Annotated in this window: 14 protein-coding genes; 3 read left to right on the forward strand and 11 right to left on the reverse strand. The window is 70.9% G+C overall.

Going from position 1 to position 15909, the window contains the following annotated elements:
* The first annotated feature begins 231 nt into the window (after positions 1-231).
* Both QSJ95_RS11525 and QSJ95_RS11530 read left to right on the forward strand, forming a co-directional pair.
* Positions 232-2400 carry an FUSC family protein gene (locus tag QSJ95_RS11525; protein WP_285642480.1) on the forward strand — a complete coding sequence of 723 codons (2169 nt, stop codon included), beginning with the start codon at positions 232-234 and terminating at the stop codon, positions 2398-2400.
* A gap of 619 nt (positions 2401-3019) precedes the next feature.
* Positions 3020-3283, forward strand: coding sequence for a DUF2790 domain-containing protein (locus QSJ95_RS11530; RefSeq protein WP_009618416.1), 264 nt, complete (start codon positions 3020-3022; stop codon positions 3281-3283).
* A gap of 76 nt (positions 3284-3359) precedes the next feature.
* On the opposite strand, the gene QSJ95_RS11535 is transcribed toward QSJ95_RS11530, so the two are convergent.
* Entirely contained in the window at positions 3360-4658 is a 1299-nt protein-coding gene (locus QSJ95_RS11535; protein ID WP_285642481.1) for a phospholipase C/P1 nuclease family protein, read from the reverse strand.
* A gap of 206 nt (positions 4659-4864) precedes the next feature.
* Between QSJ95_RS11535 and QSJ95_RS11540 the strand changes: the two genes are divergently transcribed.
* Positions 4865-6529, forward strand: coding sequence for an MFS transporter (locus tag QSJ95_RS11540; RefSeq protein WP_009618420.1), 1665 nt, complete (start codon positions 4865-4867; stop codon positions 6527-6529).
* 362 nt (positions 6530-6891) lie between these two features.
* On the opposite strand, the gene QSJ95_RS11545 is transcribed toward QSJ95_RS11540, so the two are convergent.
* From QSJ95_RS11545 to cobO, 10 genes are all read right to left on the reverse strand, one after another.
* Positions 6892-7626 carry an adenosylcobinamide-GDP ribazoletransferase gene (locus QSJ95_RS11545; RefSeq protein WP_285642482.1) on the reverse strand — a complete coding sequence of 245 codons (735 nt, stop codon included), beginning with the start codon at positions 7624-7626 and terminating at the stop codon, positions 6892-6894.
* Positions 7623-8228 (reverse strand): alpha-ribazole phosphatase family protein, encoded by a 606-nt coding sequence (cobC, locus tag QSJ95_RS11550; RefSeq protein WP_043314229.1) that lies wholly within the window; start codon positions 8226-8228, stop codon positions 7623-7625. Before cobC ends, QSJ95_RS11545 begins: the two co-directional genes overlap by 4 nt.
* Entirely contained in the window at positions 8225-9280 is a 1056-nt protein-coding gene (cobT, locus tag QSJ95_RS11555) for a nicotinate-nucleotide--dimethylbenzimidazole phosphoribosyltransferase (protein WP_043267736.1), read from the reverse strand. Before cobT ends, cobC begins: the two co-directional genes overlap by 4 nt.
* Entirely contained in the window at positions 9277-9798 is a 522-nt protein-coding gene (gene cobU, locus QSJ95_RS11560) for a bifunctional adenosylcobinamide kinase/adenosylcobinamide-phosphate guanylyltransferase (RefSeq protein ID WP_064582299.1), read from the reverse strand. The genes cobT and cobU overlap by 4 nt, the downstream gene beginning before the upstream one ends.
* A gap of 72 nt (positions 9799-9870) precedes the next feature.
* Positions 9871-11331 (reverse strand): cobyric acid synthase, encoded by a 1461-nt coding sequence (locus QSJ95_RS11565; protein ID WP_285642483.1) that lies wholly within the window; start codon positions 11329-11331, stop codon positions 9871-9873.
* Positions 11328-12314 (reverse strand): threonine-phosphate decarboxylase CobD, encoded by a 987-nt coding sequence (gene cobD, locus QSJ95_RS11570; protein WP_285642484.1) that lies wholly within the window; start codon positions 12312-12314, stop codon positions 11328-11330. The genes QSJ95_RS11565 and cobD overlap by 4 nt, the downstream gene beginning before the upstream one ends.
* Positions 12307-13344: an adenosylcobinamide-phosphate synthase CbiB gene (gene cbiB / locus QSJ95_RS11575; RefSeq protein WP_285642485.1), complete on the reverse strand. Its 1038-nt coding sequence runs from the start codon at positions 13342-13344 to the stop codon at positions 12307-12309. The genes cobD and cbiB overlap by 8 nt, the downstream gene beginning before the upstream one ends.
* Positions 13341-13991 carry a 5,6-dimethylbenzimidazole synthase gene (gene bluB, locus QSJ95_RS11580; RefSeq protein WP_285642486.1) on the reverse strand — a complete coding sequence of 217 codons (651 nt, stop codon included), beginning with the start codon at positions 13989-13991 and terminating at the stop codon, positions 13341-13343. Before bluB ends, cbiB begins: the two co-directional genes overlap by 4 nt.
* Positions 13988-15283, reverse strand: coding sequence for a cobyrinic acid a,c-diamide synthase CobB (locus tag QSJ95_RS11585; RefSeq protein ID WP_285642487.1), 1296 nt, complete (start codon positions 15281-15283; stop codon positions 13988-13990). Before QSJ95_RS11585 ends, bluB begins: the two co-directional genes overlap by 4 nt.
* Complete coding sequence (cobO, locus tag QSJ95_RS11590) at positions 15283-15894, reverse strand: cob(I)yrinic acid a,c-diamide adenosyltransferase (RefSeq protein WP_009618438.1); 612 nt, start codon at positions 15892-15894, stop codon at positions 15283-15285. The genes QSJ95_RS11585 and cobO overlap by 1 nt, the downstream gene beginning before the upstream one ends.
* Positions 15895-15909 lie beyond the last annotated feature (15 nt).

A 15909-nucleotide genomic window follows, 5' to 3' on the forward strand; every position in this document is an offset into this window, starting at 1 on the left:
CGCATAACTGCCCACGGCGAATTGTTGTTTTTCAGGCAACAATAATTCGCCCAACTGTCAGCTTATCCTGCCTCCGGCGGTTTTCTAGAATCGCCTCCCCACCGCGGCCCCTCCGCAGTTCCCAGGATTCACAGCTGTGTTCCGCCATACGCGCCAGGCTCGTTTCGCCCCTGCTCCGTCGCCCTTCCCGCAGCCCTGTGGTTGCACAGTTCCCGACTCGCCGCTGCCCCGATGAACAGCCTCACCCGCATCAGCGCGCGCCTGCCCGGCGCCGACGCGCTGCGCCAGGCGGCGTCCGCCTGGGCCCATAGCGACGGGGTGACCTGGGTGTTCATCGGCAAGACCCTGCTCACCGCCTTCCTCGCCCTGTGGCTGGCCTACCGCCTGGAGCTGCCGCAGCCGAACACCGTGCTGGTCAGCGCCTTCATCGTGCTGCAGCCGCAGAGCGGGCAGGTCCTGGCCAAGAGTTTCTACCGCATCCTCGGCACCCTGGCCGGGCTCACGGTGATGGTCACCTTCATCGCCCTGTTCGCCCAGGAACGCGTGCTGTTCCTGCTCTGCGTGTCGATCTGGGTCGGCCTGTGCACCGCCGGCGCCGCGCGCTACCGCGACTTCCGCGCCTACGCCTGCCTGCTGGCCGGCTACACCGCGGTGATGATCGGCATCCCCGCCACCCTGCACCCGGAAGGCGCCTTCATGTCGGCGCTGTGGCGGGTGCTGGAGATCACCCTGGGCATCTTTTGCACCGGCCTGGTCAGCGCCCTGGTGCTGCCGCAGACCAGCAGCGCCGTGCTGCGCAATGCCCTGGACACACGTTTCGGCGACTTCGCCGGGCTGGCCGCCGCCGGCCTGGAAGGCACCCTCGACCACGCCCGCTTCGAGCAGGCCGCCGCGCGCATCGCCGCCGAGGCCGTGGGCCTGGAGAACCTGCGCAACGTCACCGCCTTCGAAGACCCGCACATGCGCCTGCGCAGCGGCCGCCTGGCGCGTCTGAACAGCGAGTTCATGCAGCTGACCACGCGCTTCCACGCCCTGCAGCGCCTGCTCGACCGCCTGCGCGAACGCCAGGCCGGCGCCGTGCTGGAAGTGCTGATGCCGTGCCTGGTGGAGGTCGGCGGGCTGCTCGCCGGCTGGCATGGCCGGCCGCTGCGCGACGCCGACGCGGCCTTTCTCGCCGCCCAGCTGGAACACTGCCGCCAGCAGCTGATGCCGCAGATCCGCGAGGCCCGCGCCAGGCTCGCCCACGCCTGCCCGCGGGAAGCCGACCAGTTGGACTTCGAGACCGCCGCCGAGCTGCTGTTCCGCTTCGCCGGCGACCTCCACGACTACGCCCAGACCCACGCCTCCCTGGCCGCCCACCGGCACGCCCGCGAGCAGTGGAAGGAACGCTTCACGCCCAAGGCCAACGCCGTGGCCGCGGCCGTCGCCGGGCTGCGCTGCGCGCTGCTGGTGCTGGTCGGCGGGGTGTTCTGGATCGAGACTTCGTGGCTCAGCGGCGCCACCTTCGCCCTCACCTCGGTGCTGATCGCCGCGCTGTCCTCGGCCTCGCCCAACCCCAAGCGCCTGTCGCTGCAGCTGACCTTCGGCACCCTGCTGGGCGCCACGCTGGGCTTCATCCTCACCTTCCGCGTGCTGCCGCACCTGGATGGCTTCCCGCTGCTGTGCATGGCGCTGGCGCCGGTGTTCGCCCTCGGCGCCTTCCTCATCACCCGCCCGCAGTGGAGCGGCTACGGCGTGGGCCTGCTGGTGTGGTTCTGCATCGCCTCGCTGCCGGCCAACCTGGCGCGCTACGACGCCTACACCTTCATCAACGAATATCTGGCCATGCTGCTGTCCATGGGCATGGCTGTGGTGGCGGCGATGGTGATACTGCCGCCCAACCGCCCCTGGCTGTGGGAGCGCCTGGAGGCCGAACTGCGCATGCGCGTGGTGCACACCATCAGCGACCCGCTGAAGGGCCTGTCGGCCGGTTTCGAAAGCGGCACCCGCGACCTGCTCAACCAGGCCTACGGCCTGGCCAGCGGCCGCCCCGACGTGCAGCGCCGGCTGCTGCGCTGGATGTTCCAGGTGCAGGAGGTGGGCCTGGCGATCATCGAGCTGCGCCGCGAACAGGCGGTGCTGCCCGACGAGCCCTGGTACGCCGAGCACATGCCCTGGCGCCGCGCCATCCGCGCCATGGGCCGGGCGCTGATCCGCCTGTTCATCCAGCCCAGCGAGCACAACCGCCTGCGCGCCCTGGCGGCGGTGGAGCACGCCATCCACAGCACCCGCAGCACCCAGGAACCGCGCCCGCCGCACTTCGACACCTCGCCGCTGCGGCGCATGTGCAGCTACCTGCACTTCATCCGCACCTCGCTGCTCGACCCCAGCTCGCCGCTGCGGGAGAGCTCGCGGGGTTGAGAAAGCCGCGCGCCGTGCCCCACCTGTAGGAGCGCGCCCTGCGCGCGAATCGCGGACAGAGTCCGCTCCTACCGCATGAGCGAGCGTGGCTTTTCGTAGGATGGTGTTGAGCGAAGCGATACCCATCACCGCAACCGCATGGGTTTCGCAAGCTCAACCCATCCTACGAAGAGCGTCTCGGTGCGGCCCGCAAGACAGTTGCTCCCACGGTTCCAGGAAGCACGGTCGTAGCGGACCTTGTCCGCGATAGCCGGACCCACCGGCGCGACTCCATGTAGGAGCGCGCCCTGCGCGCGAAATCGCGGGCAGGGCCCGCTACACCAGCCCCTATCGCGCAACGGCTGCGACACGACCGCGCAGCGTCATTATGCCCGCGCGCTCCCCGCAAACCCGCGCCGCTGCTGGATTGTTGCCTATTAGTACGAGGTATTTCTGGCTTCCAGGCATATGAATATGCCCGCCGCGGACCTACCATTTGCTTGCTGTTGAAGCGCGCCGCAACACCCAAGAACCCGATCGCAACATCCCTAAAGACATCTTCCCGATGAAGCCGATGAACTTCGTCCTGGCCGCGTGCGCCCGGATGCGGCTCCCGCTCGGGAAAAAGGCAGGAAAATTCATGAAAGCCCTAGTCGTTCTGGCCCTGGCCGGCTTCTCCTCGCTCGCCCTCGCTGCGCAAGCGGACGAGGCTGCCCAACCTCAGAGTCCGGCAGTGGAGCAATACACCTACGGAATGAACCTGGACGTCGCCCACGTGGTTTCCACCACCGACGTCTCCAACCAGTGCGGGGTCGTGCCCGCGCAGATGACCTACGAAGACTCGAAGGGCGAGCGTCACACCATCGAGTACCAGGTCTGGGGCAACGGCTGCACTGGCGGCTAGGCCCATCCGGAACGCAACCGCGAAGGGTCCACGCCCCCTTCGCGGCGCGTTGCAGGTTCTCTCCCTTCCCCCTTCCCTAACGCTGCAGCACCGACCTCGCCAGGTTGCGGCTGTGCGCCCCGAACGCCCGGATCAACGCCAGTAACTGCTCGTCCAGCTGCGCATCGTGCTGCAGCGGCGCCAGTTCGTTGCCGGCGCTGAAACCGACGCCGGCATCTGCCGGGACCCTTGCCAGCCAATGACCGATCGCCGCATCGAAGGCCGCCGCATGGGCATGGGATTCGGCCGCCACCACCTCCCGCGGGTAATCGGCCGAATACGCCGGATAGCCGTCGTCGCCGGAGGTATCGGCATAGGCGGCGAGCAACGCCGACGCCTGCGGCTTGCGCAGCGACTCCAGCAGCCAGTCCAGCTGGTAGCGCTCCACGCCCAGGTGGCGGCTGGCCACGCGGCGGATGGCGGCCTTCTTGTCGGCGTCGAAGCCGGCCATGGCCTTGAGCGCGGTCCACAACATGCTGGCAGTGGTTTCGCCGGGCAATGGCGTGCTGTGGTAGGGCTGCGTCAGGTCCTGGATGTAGTGCATCGACCAGCCGAGGAAGCGGTAGCCCCAGTACGGGTGGCCATGCTCGAAGGCGTAGCGCGCCAGGCCGTGGAACTGGTAGGCGCGCCATTCCGGCCAGCTGCGCTGCAGGTAGGGCGCGCCGGCGAAGATGATCGGCGACTCGTGGTAGAAGCCCATGTGGAATGGCGCCTGGGAGCTGAACTCGTAGCCCGGGTCGCCGAACGGCTGCGGGCCGAAGCCATAGCGCTGGCCGGCCGCGCCGGGGCTGTCGCTGAACAGGTGGATGTCGTGGCCGAAGTCCGGCTCGTCCGTGGCGCTGGCCAGCACCGCCAGGGCCGAAACGGGCTCGCCCGGCTGCAGGGCGATGAAGCGCCAGCGCGCCCAGCCGGCGAGGTCGCGGAACACCAGCACGTCGGACGCCTTCAGGTGCGGCCGCCCGGGCTGGTCGTGCCCCGGCTCGGGCTGGATGGCGTTGGCCAGCTTGATCTCCGGGTTCAGCCGCAGGGCCGTGAGGAAGGCCAGGCGCAGGTCCTGCTCCGAGCCGGTGAAGCGCAGCGCGTCGGGCCGCGCCGGGTACTGGCGGAAGTGCTCGCGGGCGAAGCGCTCCTGCTCGTCGAGCAATGGCACCAGGCCCTCGCGCTCGGCGGCGAGGAAGGCTTCCAGCGACTCCATGGGCACCGCCGGCGCAGTGGCCACGGCAGGCAATTGCGCCAGGGCTAGGTAGCTGCCCAGGGCATGGTTGGACCAGGCCCAGAGGCAACGCGGCAGGATCAGCAGGGACAGCAGCAGACAAATGCGCAACCGGTGGCTCATGGGGTCTCCACTCTTCTCGGACGATGCCCCGCAGCCTAGCAACCCCGGCGCCGCGGGGCACTGTCGCAGAGGGCCAGGGCGATTCACCGATAAGGCCAGGCTGACCATCATCAATGGCGAGCGCGGGGCCAGCCACTACACTTGCCGGGCATGACCTGCCGGCAGGGCGCCGTCGTCGCCGGCCATCGCAAGAAGGCATTTCCCCCATGCTGCAATCCGTTTCACCGAAGAACGACCTGCCGCTGAAGAACGAGGCCGATCCCCAGCGCAGCGGTGTGCTCGCCCCGTTCGGCATCGCGGCCTTCCGCATCATCTGGATCTGCAACCTGTTCGCCAACCTGGGCACCTGGGCGCAGTCGGTGGCCGCCGCCTGGGTGGTCACCGAGGCCCACGCCAGCCCGCTGATGGTGGCGATGATCCAGGTCGCCTCGGCGCTGCCGCTGGTGCTGCTGTCGATCCTCTCCGGGGTGCTGGCGGACAACCACGACAGGCGCAAGATCATGCTCGTCGGCCTGTCCATCGAACTGTCCGGCGCCGCCCTGGTGACGTTGCTGGCATTCCTCGGCTACCTCGACCCGCTGCTGCTGATCGCTTCCATCCTCTGGCTGTCCCTGGGCAGCTCCATCACCATCCCGGCCTGGCAGGCGGCGGTGAACGAGCAGGTGCCGGCGCGCCTGGTGGGCGACGCGGTGCTGCTCAACAGCGTCAACTACAACGTCGCCCGCGCGGTCGGCCCGGCCATCGGCGGCCTGCTGCTGTCGGCCACCGGCGCGCCCTGGGTGTTCCTGTTCAACTGCCTGTGCTACGCCTCGCTGATCTGGGCCATCTGGCAATGGCGCCGCGAGGTACCCAAGCGCACCCTGCCGCCGGAACACATCGTCGAAGGGGTGGTGGCGGCGCTGCGCTTCACCCAGTACTCCAGCGTCACCCGCCTGGTGATGCTGCGCTCGGCGGTGTTCGGCCTGTCGGCCAGCGCGGTCTGGGCGCTGCTGCCGCTGCTGGCGCACCGCAACCCCGACGGCAACGCCTCGGTGTACGGCTACATGCTCGGCGCCCTGGGCCTGGGCGCCATCCTCGGCAGCACCCTGGTCGGCCGCCTGCGCAAGGTGATCGGCACCAGCCGGCTGATCAGCCTGGGCGGCGGCACCCTCGGCCTGGTGCTGCTCATCCTCGGCACGGTGGACAGCCTCTGGGTGCTGTTCCCCGCTCTCATCCTTGGCGGCAGCTGCTGGATAGCCGCGGTGGCCAGCTACAACTCGGCGGTGCAGATACTGGTGCCGGACTGGGTCAAGGCGCGCGCCCTGGCGCTGTACCAGACGGCCATCTACGGCGGCCTGGCGCTGGGCTCGTTCCTCTGGGGCCACTTCGCCGGCACCCTGGGCGTGCAGGGCGCGCTGCTGGCCGCCGGCTGCCTGCTGCTGGTGTCGGTGGCGCTGCTGTACAACTCGCGCCTGCCGGAACTCAACCCCGGCAGCATCGCCCGCGCGCCCAGCACCCTGCCGGGGGAGCCGACCTTCGTCTTCGACACCCAGCGCGGCTCGGTGCTGGTGACCATCGAATACCGCATCCCGGCCGAGCGCACCCGCGACTTCGTCCGCGCGGCCAAGGCGCTGCGCCGCCTGCGCCTGCGCAACGGCGCCGAACGCTGGGCGCTGTACCGCGACATCAGCGACAAGGAGGCCTGGCAGGAGGTGTTCCTGGTGGACAACTGGATCGCCCACCTGAGGATGCTCGACCGCATGACGCTGGAAGACAAGACCATCATCGACACGGTCACCAGCCTGCATGCGGGGGATGCGCCGCCGAAGATGAGGCATGGGGTGAGCTATGAGTCGGGGAGCTACGAGGCGCCGCCGGAGACGTTGGGGTGAGGGTGTTCGCCTTGGGGTGAGGTGCCCGGCGGGAAGTCCGCTCCCTCTCCCCAGCCCTCTCCCTGAAGGGAGAGGGGGCTTGTCCGTGCCGAGAGAAGGAATGGTTTCAACCGGAAACCCTCGGCATTGCCGGCTGACTCAGAAATATCCAAGCGCTCCGAACGGCCCCCTCTCCCTGAAGGGTGAGGGGGCTTGTCCGTGCCGAGAGAAGGAATGGTTTCAGCCGGAAACCCTCGGTGTTGCCGGCTGACTCAGGAATATCCAAGCGCTCCGAACGGTCCCCTCTCCCTTCAGGGAGAGGGTTAGGGAGAGGGGCGGCGCCAACCCAACACACCGGCCTGACCGACTGATTACCCTCGACCCTAAATCGCCAACCCCACCAACACCGCACACTCCACCAACTCCACCAAAGCCCCCGCCGTATCCCCGGTGGTGCCATCCAGCCGCGCCATCAGCCGGTTGCGCCACCAGAGGAACACCGCCAGCGCCACCACCAGCGCCACCAGGCCGCTCAGGCCGGTGAGCGGCATCAGCGCGGCGTTGAACGCCAGCATCCAGGGCAGCGCGCGGCGCGGCAGGTGGTCGGCCAGGGCCTGGCCGAGGCCGCCGGGGCGGGCGTAGGGGGTGGTGAGGAACAGCAGCGGCAGGGCCACCCGCGCGAGCCAGGGCGCCAGCAGCAGGGCCCAGAAGTGGTGGGCGTCGAGCAGCGCCGCGATGGCGCAGAACTTCACCAGCAACAGCACTACCAGCACCACCACCGCCACCGGGCCGCTGCGCGGGTCCTTCATGATCGCCAGGGTGCGCTCGCGGTCGCCCAGCCCGCCCACCCAGGCGTCGGCGGTGTCGGCCAGGCCGTCCAGGTGCAGGGCGCCGCTGAAGGCCACCCACACGGCCAGCAGCAACGCGGCGTGCAGCAGCAGGTAGGTCTCGCCGAAGAAGTAGCCCAGGGCGTAGAGCCCGCCGCCCATCAGCGCGCCTACCAGCGGGTAGAACAAGGTGGCGCGGCCGAACTGCTCGGGCGTGGGCACCTCGCCCAGGCGGATCGGGATGCGGCTGAGGAACTGCAGGGCGATCAACGGCAGGAACAGGTTGCTCATCGGGGCGCGCTCACGGCGGACTCGACCGGTTGGATGCTCCAGCCGCCGGCCTGCGGCTCGATGCGCAGCGCCAGTCGTTCGCCGTGGGCGACGCTCACCTGCAGCAACTGCTCGCGCGGCAGGCCCTGGGCGCGCGCGCCGAGCAGGCGCATCACGCCGCCATGGGTCACCAGCAGCAGGTGCTTTCCGGCATGCGTCGCGTACAGCCGCTGCAGGGCGGCGAACACCCGCGCCTCGAAGGCCGCGAGCGGTTCGCCGCCCGGCGGGGTGAAGGCGTAGGGGTCGTTCCAGAAGCGGGCTAGCGCATCGCTATCAGTCTCCATCAGCTTAGCTGCGGAAAGCCCTTCCCACTCGCCGAAATCCATCTCGCGCAGGTCCGGTTCCAGCTGCAGCGGCAGGCCGCTTGCGGCCGACAGGCGCTCGGCGAAGGCGGCGCAACGGCGCAACGGCGAGCTGACCAGGGCCTCCCAGGGCTGCTCCAGGCCCAGGCCGGCCTGCATCTGCGCCCAGCCGGCGGCGGTCAGGGCGTCGTCCAGGCGGCCGCGGAAGCCGCCGCCCAGTTCGGTTTCGCCGTGGCGCAGCAGGTCCAGGCGCAGGCTCATGCCGGGCGGTCCGACACCGCCGCCTCGGCGAAGGTGGCCATCCCGGCGTGCAGCCGGCAGGCCTGGCGCAGCAGCGGCACGGCCAGGGCGGCGCCGCTGCCCTCGCCCAGGCGCAGGCCCAGGTCCAGCAGCGGCTGCGCCTCCAGGGCCTGGAGCACGCGCTGGTGGCCGGGCTCGGCGCCGCTGTGGGCGAACAGCAGCCAGTCGCGGCACTGCGGGTTGAAGCGCACCGCGCAGAGCGCCGCGACGCTGCAGATGAAGCCGTCCACCAGGGCGACGATGCCCTTCTGCGCGCAGGCCAGGTAGGCGCCGGCCAGGGCCGCCACCTCGAAGCCGCCGAGGCGGCACAGGGCCTCGAAGGGCTCGGCGCAGTGCCCGCCATGCAAGGCCAGGGCGCGCTCGATGACCTCGGCCTTGTGTGCCACGCCTTGCGCATCCAGCCCGGTGCCGGGGCCGACCAGGGCAGCCGCGCGCTCGCCCAGCAGGCCGCAGGCCAGGGCTGCGGCGCAGGTGGTGTTGCCGATGCCCATCTCGCCGCCGATGAACAGCTCGCTGCCGGCCTGCTGCGCGCGGCGCACGGATTCGCGCCCGGCTTCCAGGGCGATCAGGCACTGCGCGGCGGTCATCGCCGGCTCGCGGGCGAAGTTCAGGGTGCCGGCGCCGACCATCAGGTGCAGCACGCCGGGCAGCGGTTCCAGGGGCACGGCGGTGCCCAGGTCGATCACTTCCAGGCGCGCGCCCAGGTCGCGGGCCAGCACACTGATGGCCGCGCCGCCGCGCACGAAGTTGCGTAGCATCTCGCCGGTCACCGCCTGCGGGTAGGCCGAGACGCCCTCCTCCACCACGCCGTGGTCGCCGGCGAACAGGGCGATCCACAGGTGCTCCAGGCTCGGCCGCTCGCGGCCCTGCAGGCTGGCCAGGTGCACGGCTACCTCTTCCAGGCGGCCCAGGGCGCCGCGCGGCTTGGTCAACTGGTCCTGGCGCGCGGCGGCCTTGTCGCGCGCCACGCGGTCCGTGGGTTGGCAGGCTTCGCGCCACCATTGCAGGCTCATACGGGGTCTCCCTTGAGGGTCATGGGCAGGCCGGCGACGGTGAACAGCACCCGCTCGCTGGCCTCGGCCAGGGCCTGGTGCAACCAGCCGGCCTCGTCGACGTAGCGCCGCGTCAGCTCGCCCAGGGGCACCACGCCCAGCCCGGTTTCGTTGCTGACCAGGAGGATGCGGCCCGGCAGGGCCGGCAGCGTGGCCAGCAGTTCGTTCACTTCGTGTTGCAGGTGCGCGCCGTCGTCGGCGAGCAGCAGGTTGGTCAGCCACAGCGTCAGGCAGTCCACCAGCAGGCAGCGGTCCGGCGCGGCGTGCTCGGCGAGGGCCCGAGCCAGGTGCAGCGGCTCCTCCACCAGGCCCCATTCGGCGGGACGGCGGTCGCGGTGCTGGCGGATGCGCTCGCCCATCTCGCCGTCGCCGGCCTGCGCGGTGGCGAAATAGGTGACCGGCAGGCCGCTGTCCCGGGCCAGGCGCTCGGCCAGACGGCTCTTGCCGGAGCGGGCGCCGCCGAGGATGAGTTCAAGCATGGGGTTTTCTCCGCACGGAACGCTTTTCGTCGGATGGGTGGAGCGAAGCGATACCCATCGATTGCCCCCGGCTCAAAGGCCACATAGGGATTTCAGCTTCTGCGTGTCCAGATACGCCTCCACCTGGTCCGCCAGGCGCTCGATGTCGCGCTCGCGCAGGGCGTGGTAGTCCAGCTGTTGCACTTCGCCCAGGCCGGCCCAGCGCAGCAGCGCGGCGCAGGCGGCGGGGGACTCGAACAGGCCGTGCAGGTAGGTGCCCATGACCTGGCCATCGGCGCTGAGCGCACCGTCGCAGCGGCCATCGTCCAGGCGCACCGCAGGGCTCTCCAATGCCGGCCCGCTGGTGACGCCGGCGTGGATTTCGTAGCCACCGACCTCGGCGTCTTCCAGGGCCAGTCGGCCACGGACGTTGCGCAGTTGCTTCTCCGGTTCCAGCACGGTGTCCAGCTCCAGCCAGCCGAGGCCGGCGCTGCCGCCGGCGGCGCCTTCCAGGCCGTGGGGGTCGGACAGCGTGCGGCCGAGCATCTGCAAGCCGCCGCAGATGCCCAGCAGCTTGCCGCCGTAGCGCAGGTGGCGCTCGATGGCGGCGTCCCAGCCCTGGGCGCGGAGGAAGGCCAGGTCGGCCCGCACGCTCTTGGAGCCGGGCAGGATGACCAGGTCCGCCGCCGGCAGCGGCTGGCCGGGGCCGACGAAGGTCAGTTGCACCTGCGGGTGCAGGCGCAGCGGGTCGAAGTCGGTGTGGTTGCTGATGCGCGGCAGCACCGGCACCGCCACCTTGAGGCTTTCCCCGGCCTTGGCGGCCTGGCGGGTGTCGATGGCGTCCTCGGCTTCCAGGTGGAAGTCCATCAGGTAGGGCAGCACGCCGAGCACCGGGATGCCGGTGCGTTCCTCCAGCCAGTCCAGGCCCGGCTGCAGCAGGGCGATGTCGCCGCGGAAGCGGTTGATGACGAAGCCCTTCACCCGCGCCCGCTCGCTTTCGGAAAGCAGCTCCAGGGTGCCGACCAGATGGGCGAAGACGCCGCCGCGGTCGATGTCGGCGATGAGGATCACCGGGCAATCCACCGCCTCGGCGAAGCCCATGTTGGCGATGTCGTTGGCGCGCAGGTTGATCTCCGCCGGGGAGCCGGCGCCTTCCACCATCACCACCTGGTAGGCATCGAGCAGGCGCTGGTGGGACTCCAGCACGGCCTGTTTGGCGACCCTCTTGTAGTCGTGGTAGGCGGCGGCGTTCATGCTGGTCACCGCGCGGCCGTGGATGATCACCTGGGCGCCCACGTCGCTGTTGGGCTTGAGCAGCACCGGGTTCATGTCGGTGTGCGGCGCCAGGTGGCAGGCCTGGGCCTGCACCGCCTGGGCGCGGCCGATCTCGCCGCCGTCGGCCGTCACCGCGCTGTTCAGCGCCATGTTCTGCGGCTTGAACGGCGCCACCGCCACGCCCTGGCGACGCAGCCAGCGGCACAGCGCGGTCACCAGGGTGCTTTTGCCGGCGTCGGAGGTGGTGCCCTGCACCATTAAAGTAGTGCCGGTGGTCATGTCGGGCTCCATTCGCCGAGGGCCTGGCCCAGGCGCTGCCAGCCGGCTTCGTCGGCGGGCAGGCCGAAGCGCAGGCTCGGCGGGGTGTCGAAGAGGCGCACGAGGATGCCGCGGCGGGCCAGGTGCTCGTGCAGTTCGCCGGCCCGAGGGTAGGCAAGCCACTGGAACAGCGCGGTGCCCTGGGTCAGCAACCGGTGCGTTTTCAGAAGCGCGGCCAGGCGTGCGCCGGCCTGTTCCAGCGCTGCGCGGCGTTCACCTTGCCGCGCATGGTCGGCCAGGGCGTGCCGGGCCACCCAGCGCGTCGGCCCGCTCACCGCCCAGGGCCCGAGCAGCTCGGCCAGGCCCCGCAGCAGCGATGGCTCGGCGAAGGCGAAGCCCAGGCGCGCGCCGGCCAGGCCGAAGAACTTGCCCAGAGAACGCAGCACCACCAGGCCCGGCTGGCCGCCGGCCAGAGGCAGCAGGCTGTGCCCGGGGGTGCAGTCCATGAAGGCCTCGTCCACCACCAGCCAGCCACCGCGGGCCCGCAGGCGCTCATGCCAGGCCAGCAGGCGTTGGCAGTCGAAGCGTCGGCCGGTGGGGTTGTTGGGGTTGACCAGCAGCAGCACGTCGAGCTGGTCGACCAGGCCGTCCACCTCATCGTCGGCCAGTTCCAGCAGTTCATGGCCATGCTGTTTCCAGGCTGCCGCATGTTCGGCGTAGCAAGGCGCGAGCACGCCGACCCGGCCCGGTGCGCGCAGGCGCGGCAAGGCCTGGATCGCCGCCTGGCTGCCGGGCAGCGGCAGCAATGAGCCACAGCCGTAGTAGTCGCGCGCGGCCTGCTCCAGGCCGTCGTCGTCTTCCGGCAGGCGCTGCCAGGCGCTGGCGGGGATGTCCGCCAGCGGCCAGGGCCAGGGCGCGATGCCGGTGGACAGGTCGAGCCAGTCCTCCAGCGCTATGCCGTAGCGCTGCGCGGCCGCGCGCAGCTTCCCGCCGTGCTCAAGCATGCAGCAGCGCCCCCAGGCCGAGGATCGCCAGCAGCCACAGCAGCACGCCCTGGCGCACCAGGGCCAGGGCCCGCCAGATGTCGCGGGCGCCTGGCGCCGGGCCTTCGCCCAGTTGCGGGCGTTCGTGCAGTTCGCCGTGGTAGACGGCGTTGCCGCCCAGGGCCACGCCGAGCGCACCGGCGCCGGCGGCCATCACCGGGCCGGCGTTGGGGCTGTCCCATTGCGGCGCCTGGCGGCGCCAGCTGCGCAGGGCCAGGCGGGTGTTGCCGAGCAGCGCGTAGGTCAGCGCGACCAGGCGCGCGGGGATGTAGTTGAGGGCGTCGTCGATCTTCGCCGCGGCCCAGCCGAAGCGTTCGAAGCGCGGGTTGCGGTAGCCCCACATGGCGTCCAGGGTGTTGCTCAGGCGGTACAGCACCACGCCCGGCGCGCCGGCCACGGCGAACCAGAAGAGCGCGGCGAACACCGCGTCGCTGCCGTTCTCCAGCACCGATTCGGTGGCGGCCTTGGCCACCGCGCTGTCGTCCAGTTCGGCGGTCTCGCGGCTGACCATATAGCCCACACGCTTGCGCGCCTCGGGCAGGTCGCCGTCGCGCAGGGCCAGGGCCACGGGTTCGGCGTGCTCGCCCAGGCTGCGCAGGCCGATGGCGGCGTAGAGGGCGATGGCGGAGACCAGCCAGCCGAGGTGCGGGACCAGGGTCAGCAGCCAGGTGAGGAAGGTCAGCGGCAGCACGGCCAGGGCCCAGGCGGTGACGCCGTGGCTGCGCCAGCCTAGGCCGGGGGTGTGGTTATCGGAGATTGGGGAAGTTGGAAGAAGAGCGCCCTCTCCCCGGCCCTCTCCGGAAGGCGGCCCCCCCTGAAGGGCGAGGGAGTCGACGCTGCCAACCGGCAGGTCCGGCGTACGCGAACGGTTGAAGCGGCGCTCCAGCCGGTCGGCCAGGCGACCGAAGGCTACCAGCGGGTGCCAGCGCTTCGGCTCGCCCAGCAGGCCGTCCAGGGCCACGCTGGCGACACTCAGCAGGGCCAGGCTCATGGGCGTTCTCCCCAGTGATTTTCATAAAGCAGTTCGTTCAGCGGACGTGGCTGGCGCCAGCCTTCCAGGGCCAGCATGGGCGCCGGGTAGAACTCCGCCACCGGGCCCAGGCAGAGCACCGCCACCGCCTCGCTGCCCGCCGGCAGGCCGAGCAGTTCGCCCAGGGCGGCGGGATCGAACAGCGACACCCAGCCCAACCCCAGGCCTTCGGCGCGGGCCGCCAGCCAGAGGTTCTGGATGGCGCAGGCCAGCGAGGCCAGGTCCATCTGCGGCAGGGTGCGGCGGCCGAAGACGTGGGCCTCGCGACCGTCCGCCAGGGCCGCCACCAGCAGCTCGGCGCAGTCGCGGATGCCTTCGACCTTCAGCCGCATGAATTCCTCGGCACGCTCGCCCAGAGCCTCGGCGGTCTTCACCCGCTCCGCCTCCACCAGGCCGTGGATGGCCTCGCGCAGTGCCGGGCGGGTGATGCGGATGAAGCGCCAGGGCTGCATCAGGCCGACGCTGGGGGCCTGGTGCGCCGCCTCCAGCAGCCGCGCCAGCAGCGCCGGGGCCACCTCGCCGCCGCTGAAGTGGCGCATGTCGCGGCGCTCGGCGATGGCGCGGTAGATGGCCGCGCGTTCCTCGGGGCTGTAGGCGTGCTCGTTCATGGGCGGAAGATCGCGGCGGCGGCCGCCGGGTTCGACGGCAGGTAGAAGTGGATATAGGACGCGGTCAGGCGGCCCAGGCGGAACACCGCCTCGGCCACCGGCTTGGCGTTCGGGCAGGTGCCGCGCAGGACCGGCTCCAGTTGGCTGTCCAGCAGTGAATGGTGGAAGGTGTGGCCGCGCAGCGGGCCTTCCGGCAGTTCCACTTCCTGCAGGGCCAGGGCGGCCAGGCGCTTCTGCAGGGTGGCGCGGCCGGGCAGCAGACCGAGCAGCCGACCGCTGCGGCCCTCGGCATCGGTCAGGCCATCGAGCAGGTAGAGCATGCCGCCGCACTCGGCCAGCAGCGGCTTGCCGGCGGCGTGGTGGGCGCGGATGGCCTCGGCCATGGCTCGGTTGTTCTCCAGCTGCACCAGGTGCAGTTCCGGATAGCCGCCGGGTAGATAGAGGCTATCCACCTCCGGCAAGTATTCGTCGGTGAGCGGCGAGAAGAACTTCAGCTCGGCGCCCAACTCGCGCAGTAGGTCGAGGTTGGCCTGGTAGAGGAAGGCGAAGGCGGCATCCCGCGCCACGCCGATGCGCACGCCGGCCAGGGACGCTTGCAGTTCGTGCTCGGTGGGCGCCGCGAAGCTCACCGGCGGCGGCAGGTCCACCGCGCTGCTGGCGGCCAGGGCGTCGGCGGCGGCGTCCAGGCGCGCGTCCAGGTCGGCCAGTTCCTCGGCCTGCACCAGGCCCAGGTGGCGGCTGGGCAGCTCCAGGTCGGCGCTGCGCGGCAGCGCGCCGTACCAGCGGATCCACTCCGGCAGGCTGTCGCGCAGCAGGTCGCTGTGGCGCTGGCTGCCGACGCGGTTGCCGAGCACGCCGGAGAACGGCAGGCCCGGCTGGTAGGTGGCCAGGCCCACGGCCAGGGCGCCGAAGGTCTGCGCCATGGCCTGGCCGTTGATCACGCCGAGCACCGGCACATCGAAGGTGCGCGCCAGGTCGGCCGCCGAGGGCGTGCCGTCGAACAGGCCCATCACCCCTTCGATGAGAATCAGCTCGGCCTCCCCCGCCGCTTCCCAGAGCAGCCGGCGGCTCTGCGCCTCGCCGACCATCCACAGGTCGAGCTGGTGCACGGGCGCGCCGCTGGCGCGGGCGAGGATCATCGGGTCGAGGAAGTCCGGGCCGACCTTGAACACCCGCACCCGGCGCCCCTGGCGCGCGTGCAGGCGGGCCAGGGCGGCGGTGACGGTAGTCTTGCCCTGCCCCGAGGCGGGAGCGGCGATCAGCAGCGCCGGGCACTGGCGCGCCCGGGTCATCAGAACTCCACCCCTTTCTGCGCCTTGATGCCGGCCTTGAAGGCGTGCTTGACCAGGCCCATCTCGGTGACGGTGTCGGCGGCGTCGATCATGCCCTGCTGGGCGGCGCGGCCGGTGACCACCACGTGCTGGTGCGCCGGGCGCGCGGCGATGTCGGCCAGCACGGCGTCCAGTTCCAGGTAGCCGTGCTTGAGGGCGATGTTCAGCTCGTCCAGCAGCACCAGGCCGACGGCCGGGTCGGCCAGCAGCTCGCGGGCCACGTCCCAGGCCTGCCGGGCTTTCTCGATGTCGCGCCGGCGGTCCTGGGTCTCCCAGGTGAAGCCCTCGCCCATCACGTGGTAGCGCACCTGCTCGGGGAAGCGGCGGAAGAAGGCTTCCTCGCCGGTGCTCGCGGCGCCCTTGATGAACTGCACCACGCCGGCCTGCATGCCGTGGCCGAGGGCGCGGGCGAGCATGCCGAAGGCCGAGCTGCTCTTGCCCTTGCCGTTGCCGGTGAGCACCAGCAGCACGCCGCGCTCGTCCCGGGCCTGGGCGATCTTCTCGTCGATCACGTCCTTCTTGCGCTGCATGCGCGCGCGGTGGCGCTCGTCCTTTTCCGGGGATTCGCTCATCGTTGGGTCTCCTGG

The sequence above is a fragment of the Pseudomonas sp. NBRC 100443 genome (assembly GCF_030268185.1).
Taxonomy (GTDB): domain Bacteria; phylum Pseudomonadota; class Gammaproteobacteria; order Pseudomonadales; family Pseudomonadaceae; genus Pseudomonas; species Pseudomonas citronellolis.

Bases quoted from the DNA above. Each gene is read 5' to 3' on its own strand.
- QSJ95_RS11525 (WP_285642480.1), top strand. From the start codon at position 232: ATGAACAGCCTCACCCGCATCAGCGCGCGCCTGCCCGGCGCCGACGCG.
- QSJ95_RS11530 (WP_009618416.1), top strand. From the start codon at position 3,020: ATGAAAGCCCTAGTCGTTCTGGCCCTGGCCGGCTTCTCCTCGCTCGCC.
- QSJ95_RS11535 (WP_285642481.1), bottom strand. From the start codon at position 4,658: ATGAGCCACCGGTTGCGCATTTGTCTGCTGCTGTCCCTGCTGATCCTG.
- QSJ95_RS11540 (WP_009618420.1), top strand. From the start codon at position 4,865: ATGCTGCAATCCGTTTCACCGAAGAACGACCTGCCGCTGAAGAACGAG.
- QSJ95_RS11545 (WP_285642482.1), bottom strand. From the start codon at position 7,626: ATGAGCAACCTGTTCCTGCCGTTGATCGCCCTGCAGTTCCTCAGCCGC.
- cobC (WP_043314229.1), bottom strand. From the start codon at position 8,228: ATGAGCCTGCGCCTGGACCTGCTGCGCCACGGCGAAACCGAACTGGGC.
- cobT (WP_043267736.1), bottom strand. From the start codon at position 9,280: ATGAGCCTGCAATGGTGGCGCGAAGCCTGCCAACCCACGGACCGCGTG.
- cobU (WP_064582299.1), bottom strand. From the start codon at position 9,798: ATGCTTGAACTCATCCTCGGCGGCGCCCGCTCCGGCAAGAGCCGTCTG.
- QSJ95_RS11565 (WP_285642483.1), bottom strand. From the start codon at position 11,331: ATGACCACCGGCACTACTTTAATGGTGCAGGGCACCACCTCCGACGCC.
- cobD (WP_285642484.1), bottom strand. From the start codon at position 12,314: ATGCTTGAGCACGGCGGGAAGCTGCGCGCGGCCGCGCAGCGCTACGGC.
- cbiB (WP_285642485.1), bottom strand. From the start codon at position 13,344: ATGAGCCTGGCCCTGCTGAGTGTCGCCAGCGTGGCCCTGGACGGCCTG.
- bluB (WP_285642486.1), bottom strand. From the start codon at position 13,991: ATGAACGAGCACGCCTACAGCCCCGAGGAACGCGCGGCCATCTACCGC.
- QSJ95_RS11585 (WP_285642487.1), bottom strand. From the start codon at position 15,283: ATGACCCGGGCGCGCCAGTGCCCGGCGCTGCTGATCGCCGCTCCCGCC.
- cobO (WP_009618438.1), bottom strand. From the start codon at position 15,894: ATGAGCGAATCCCCGGAAAAGGACGAGCGCCACCGCGCGCGCATGCAG.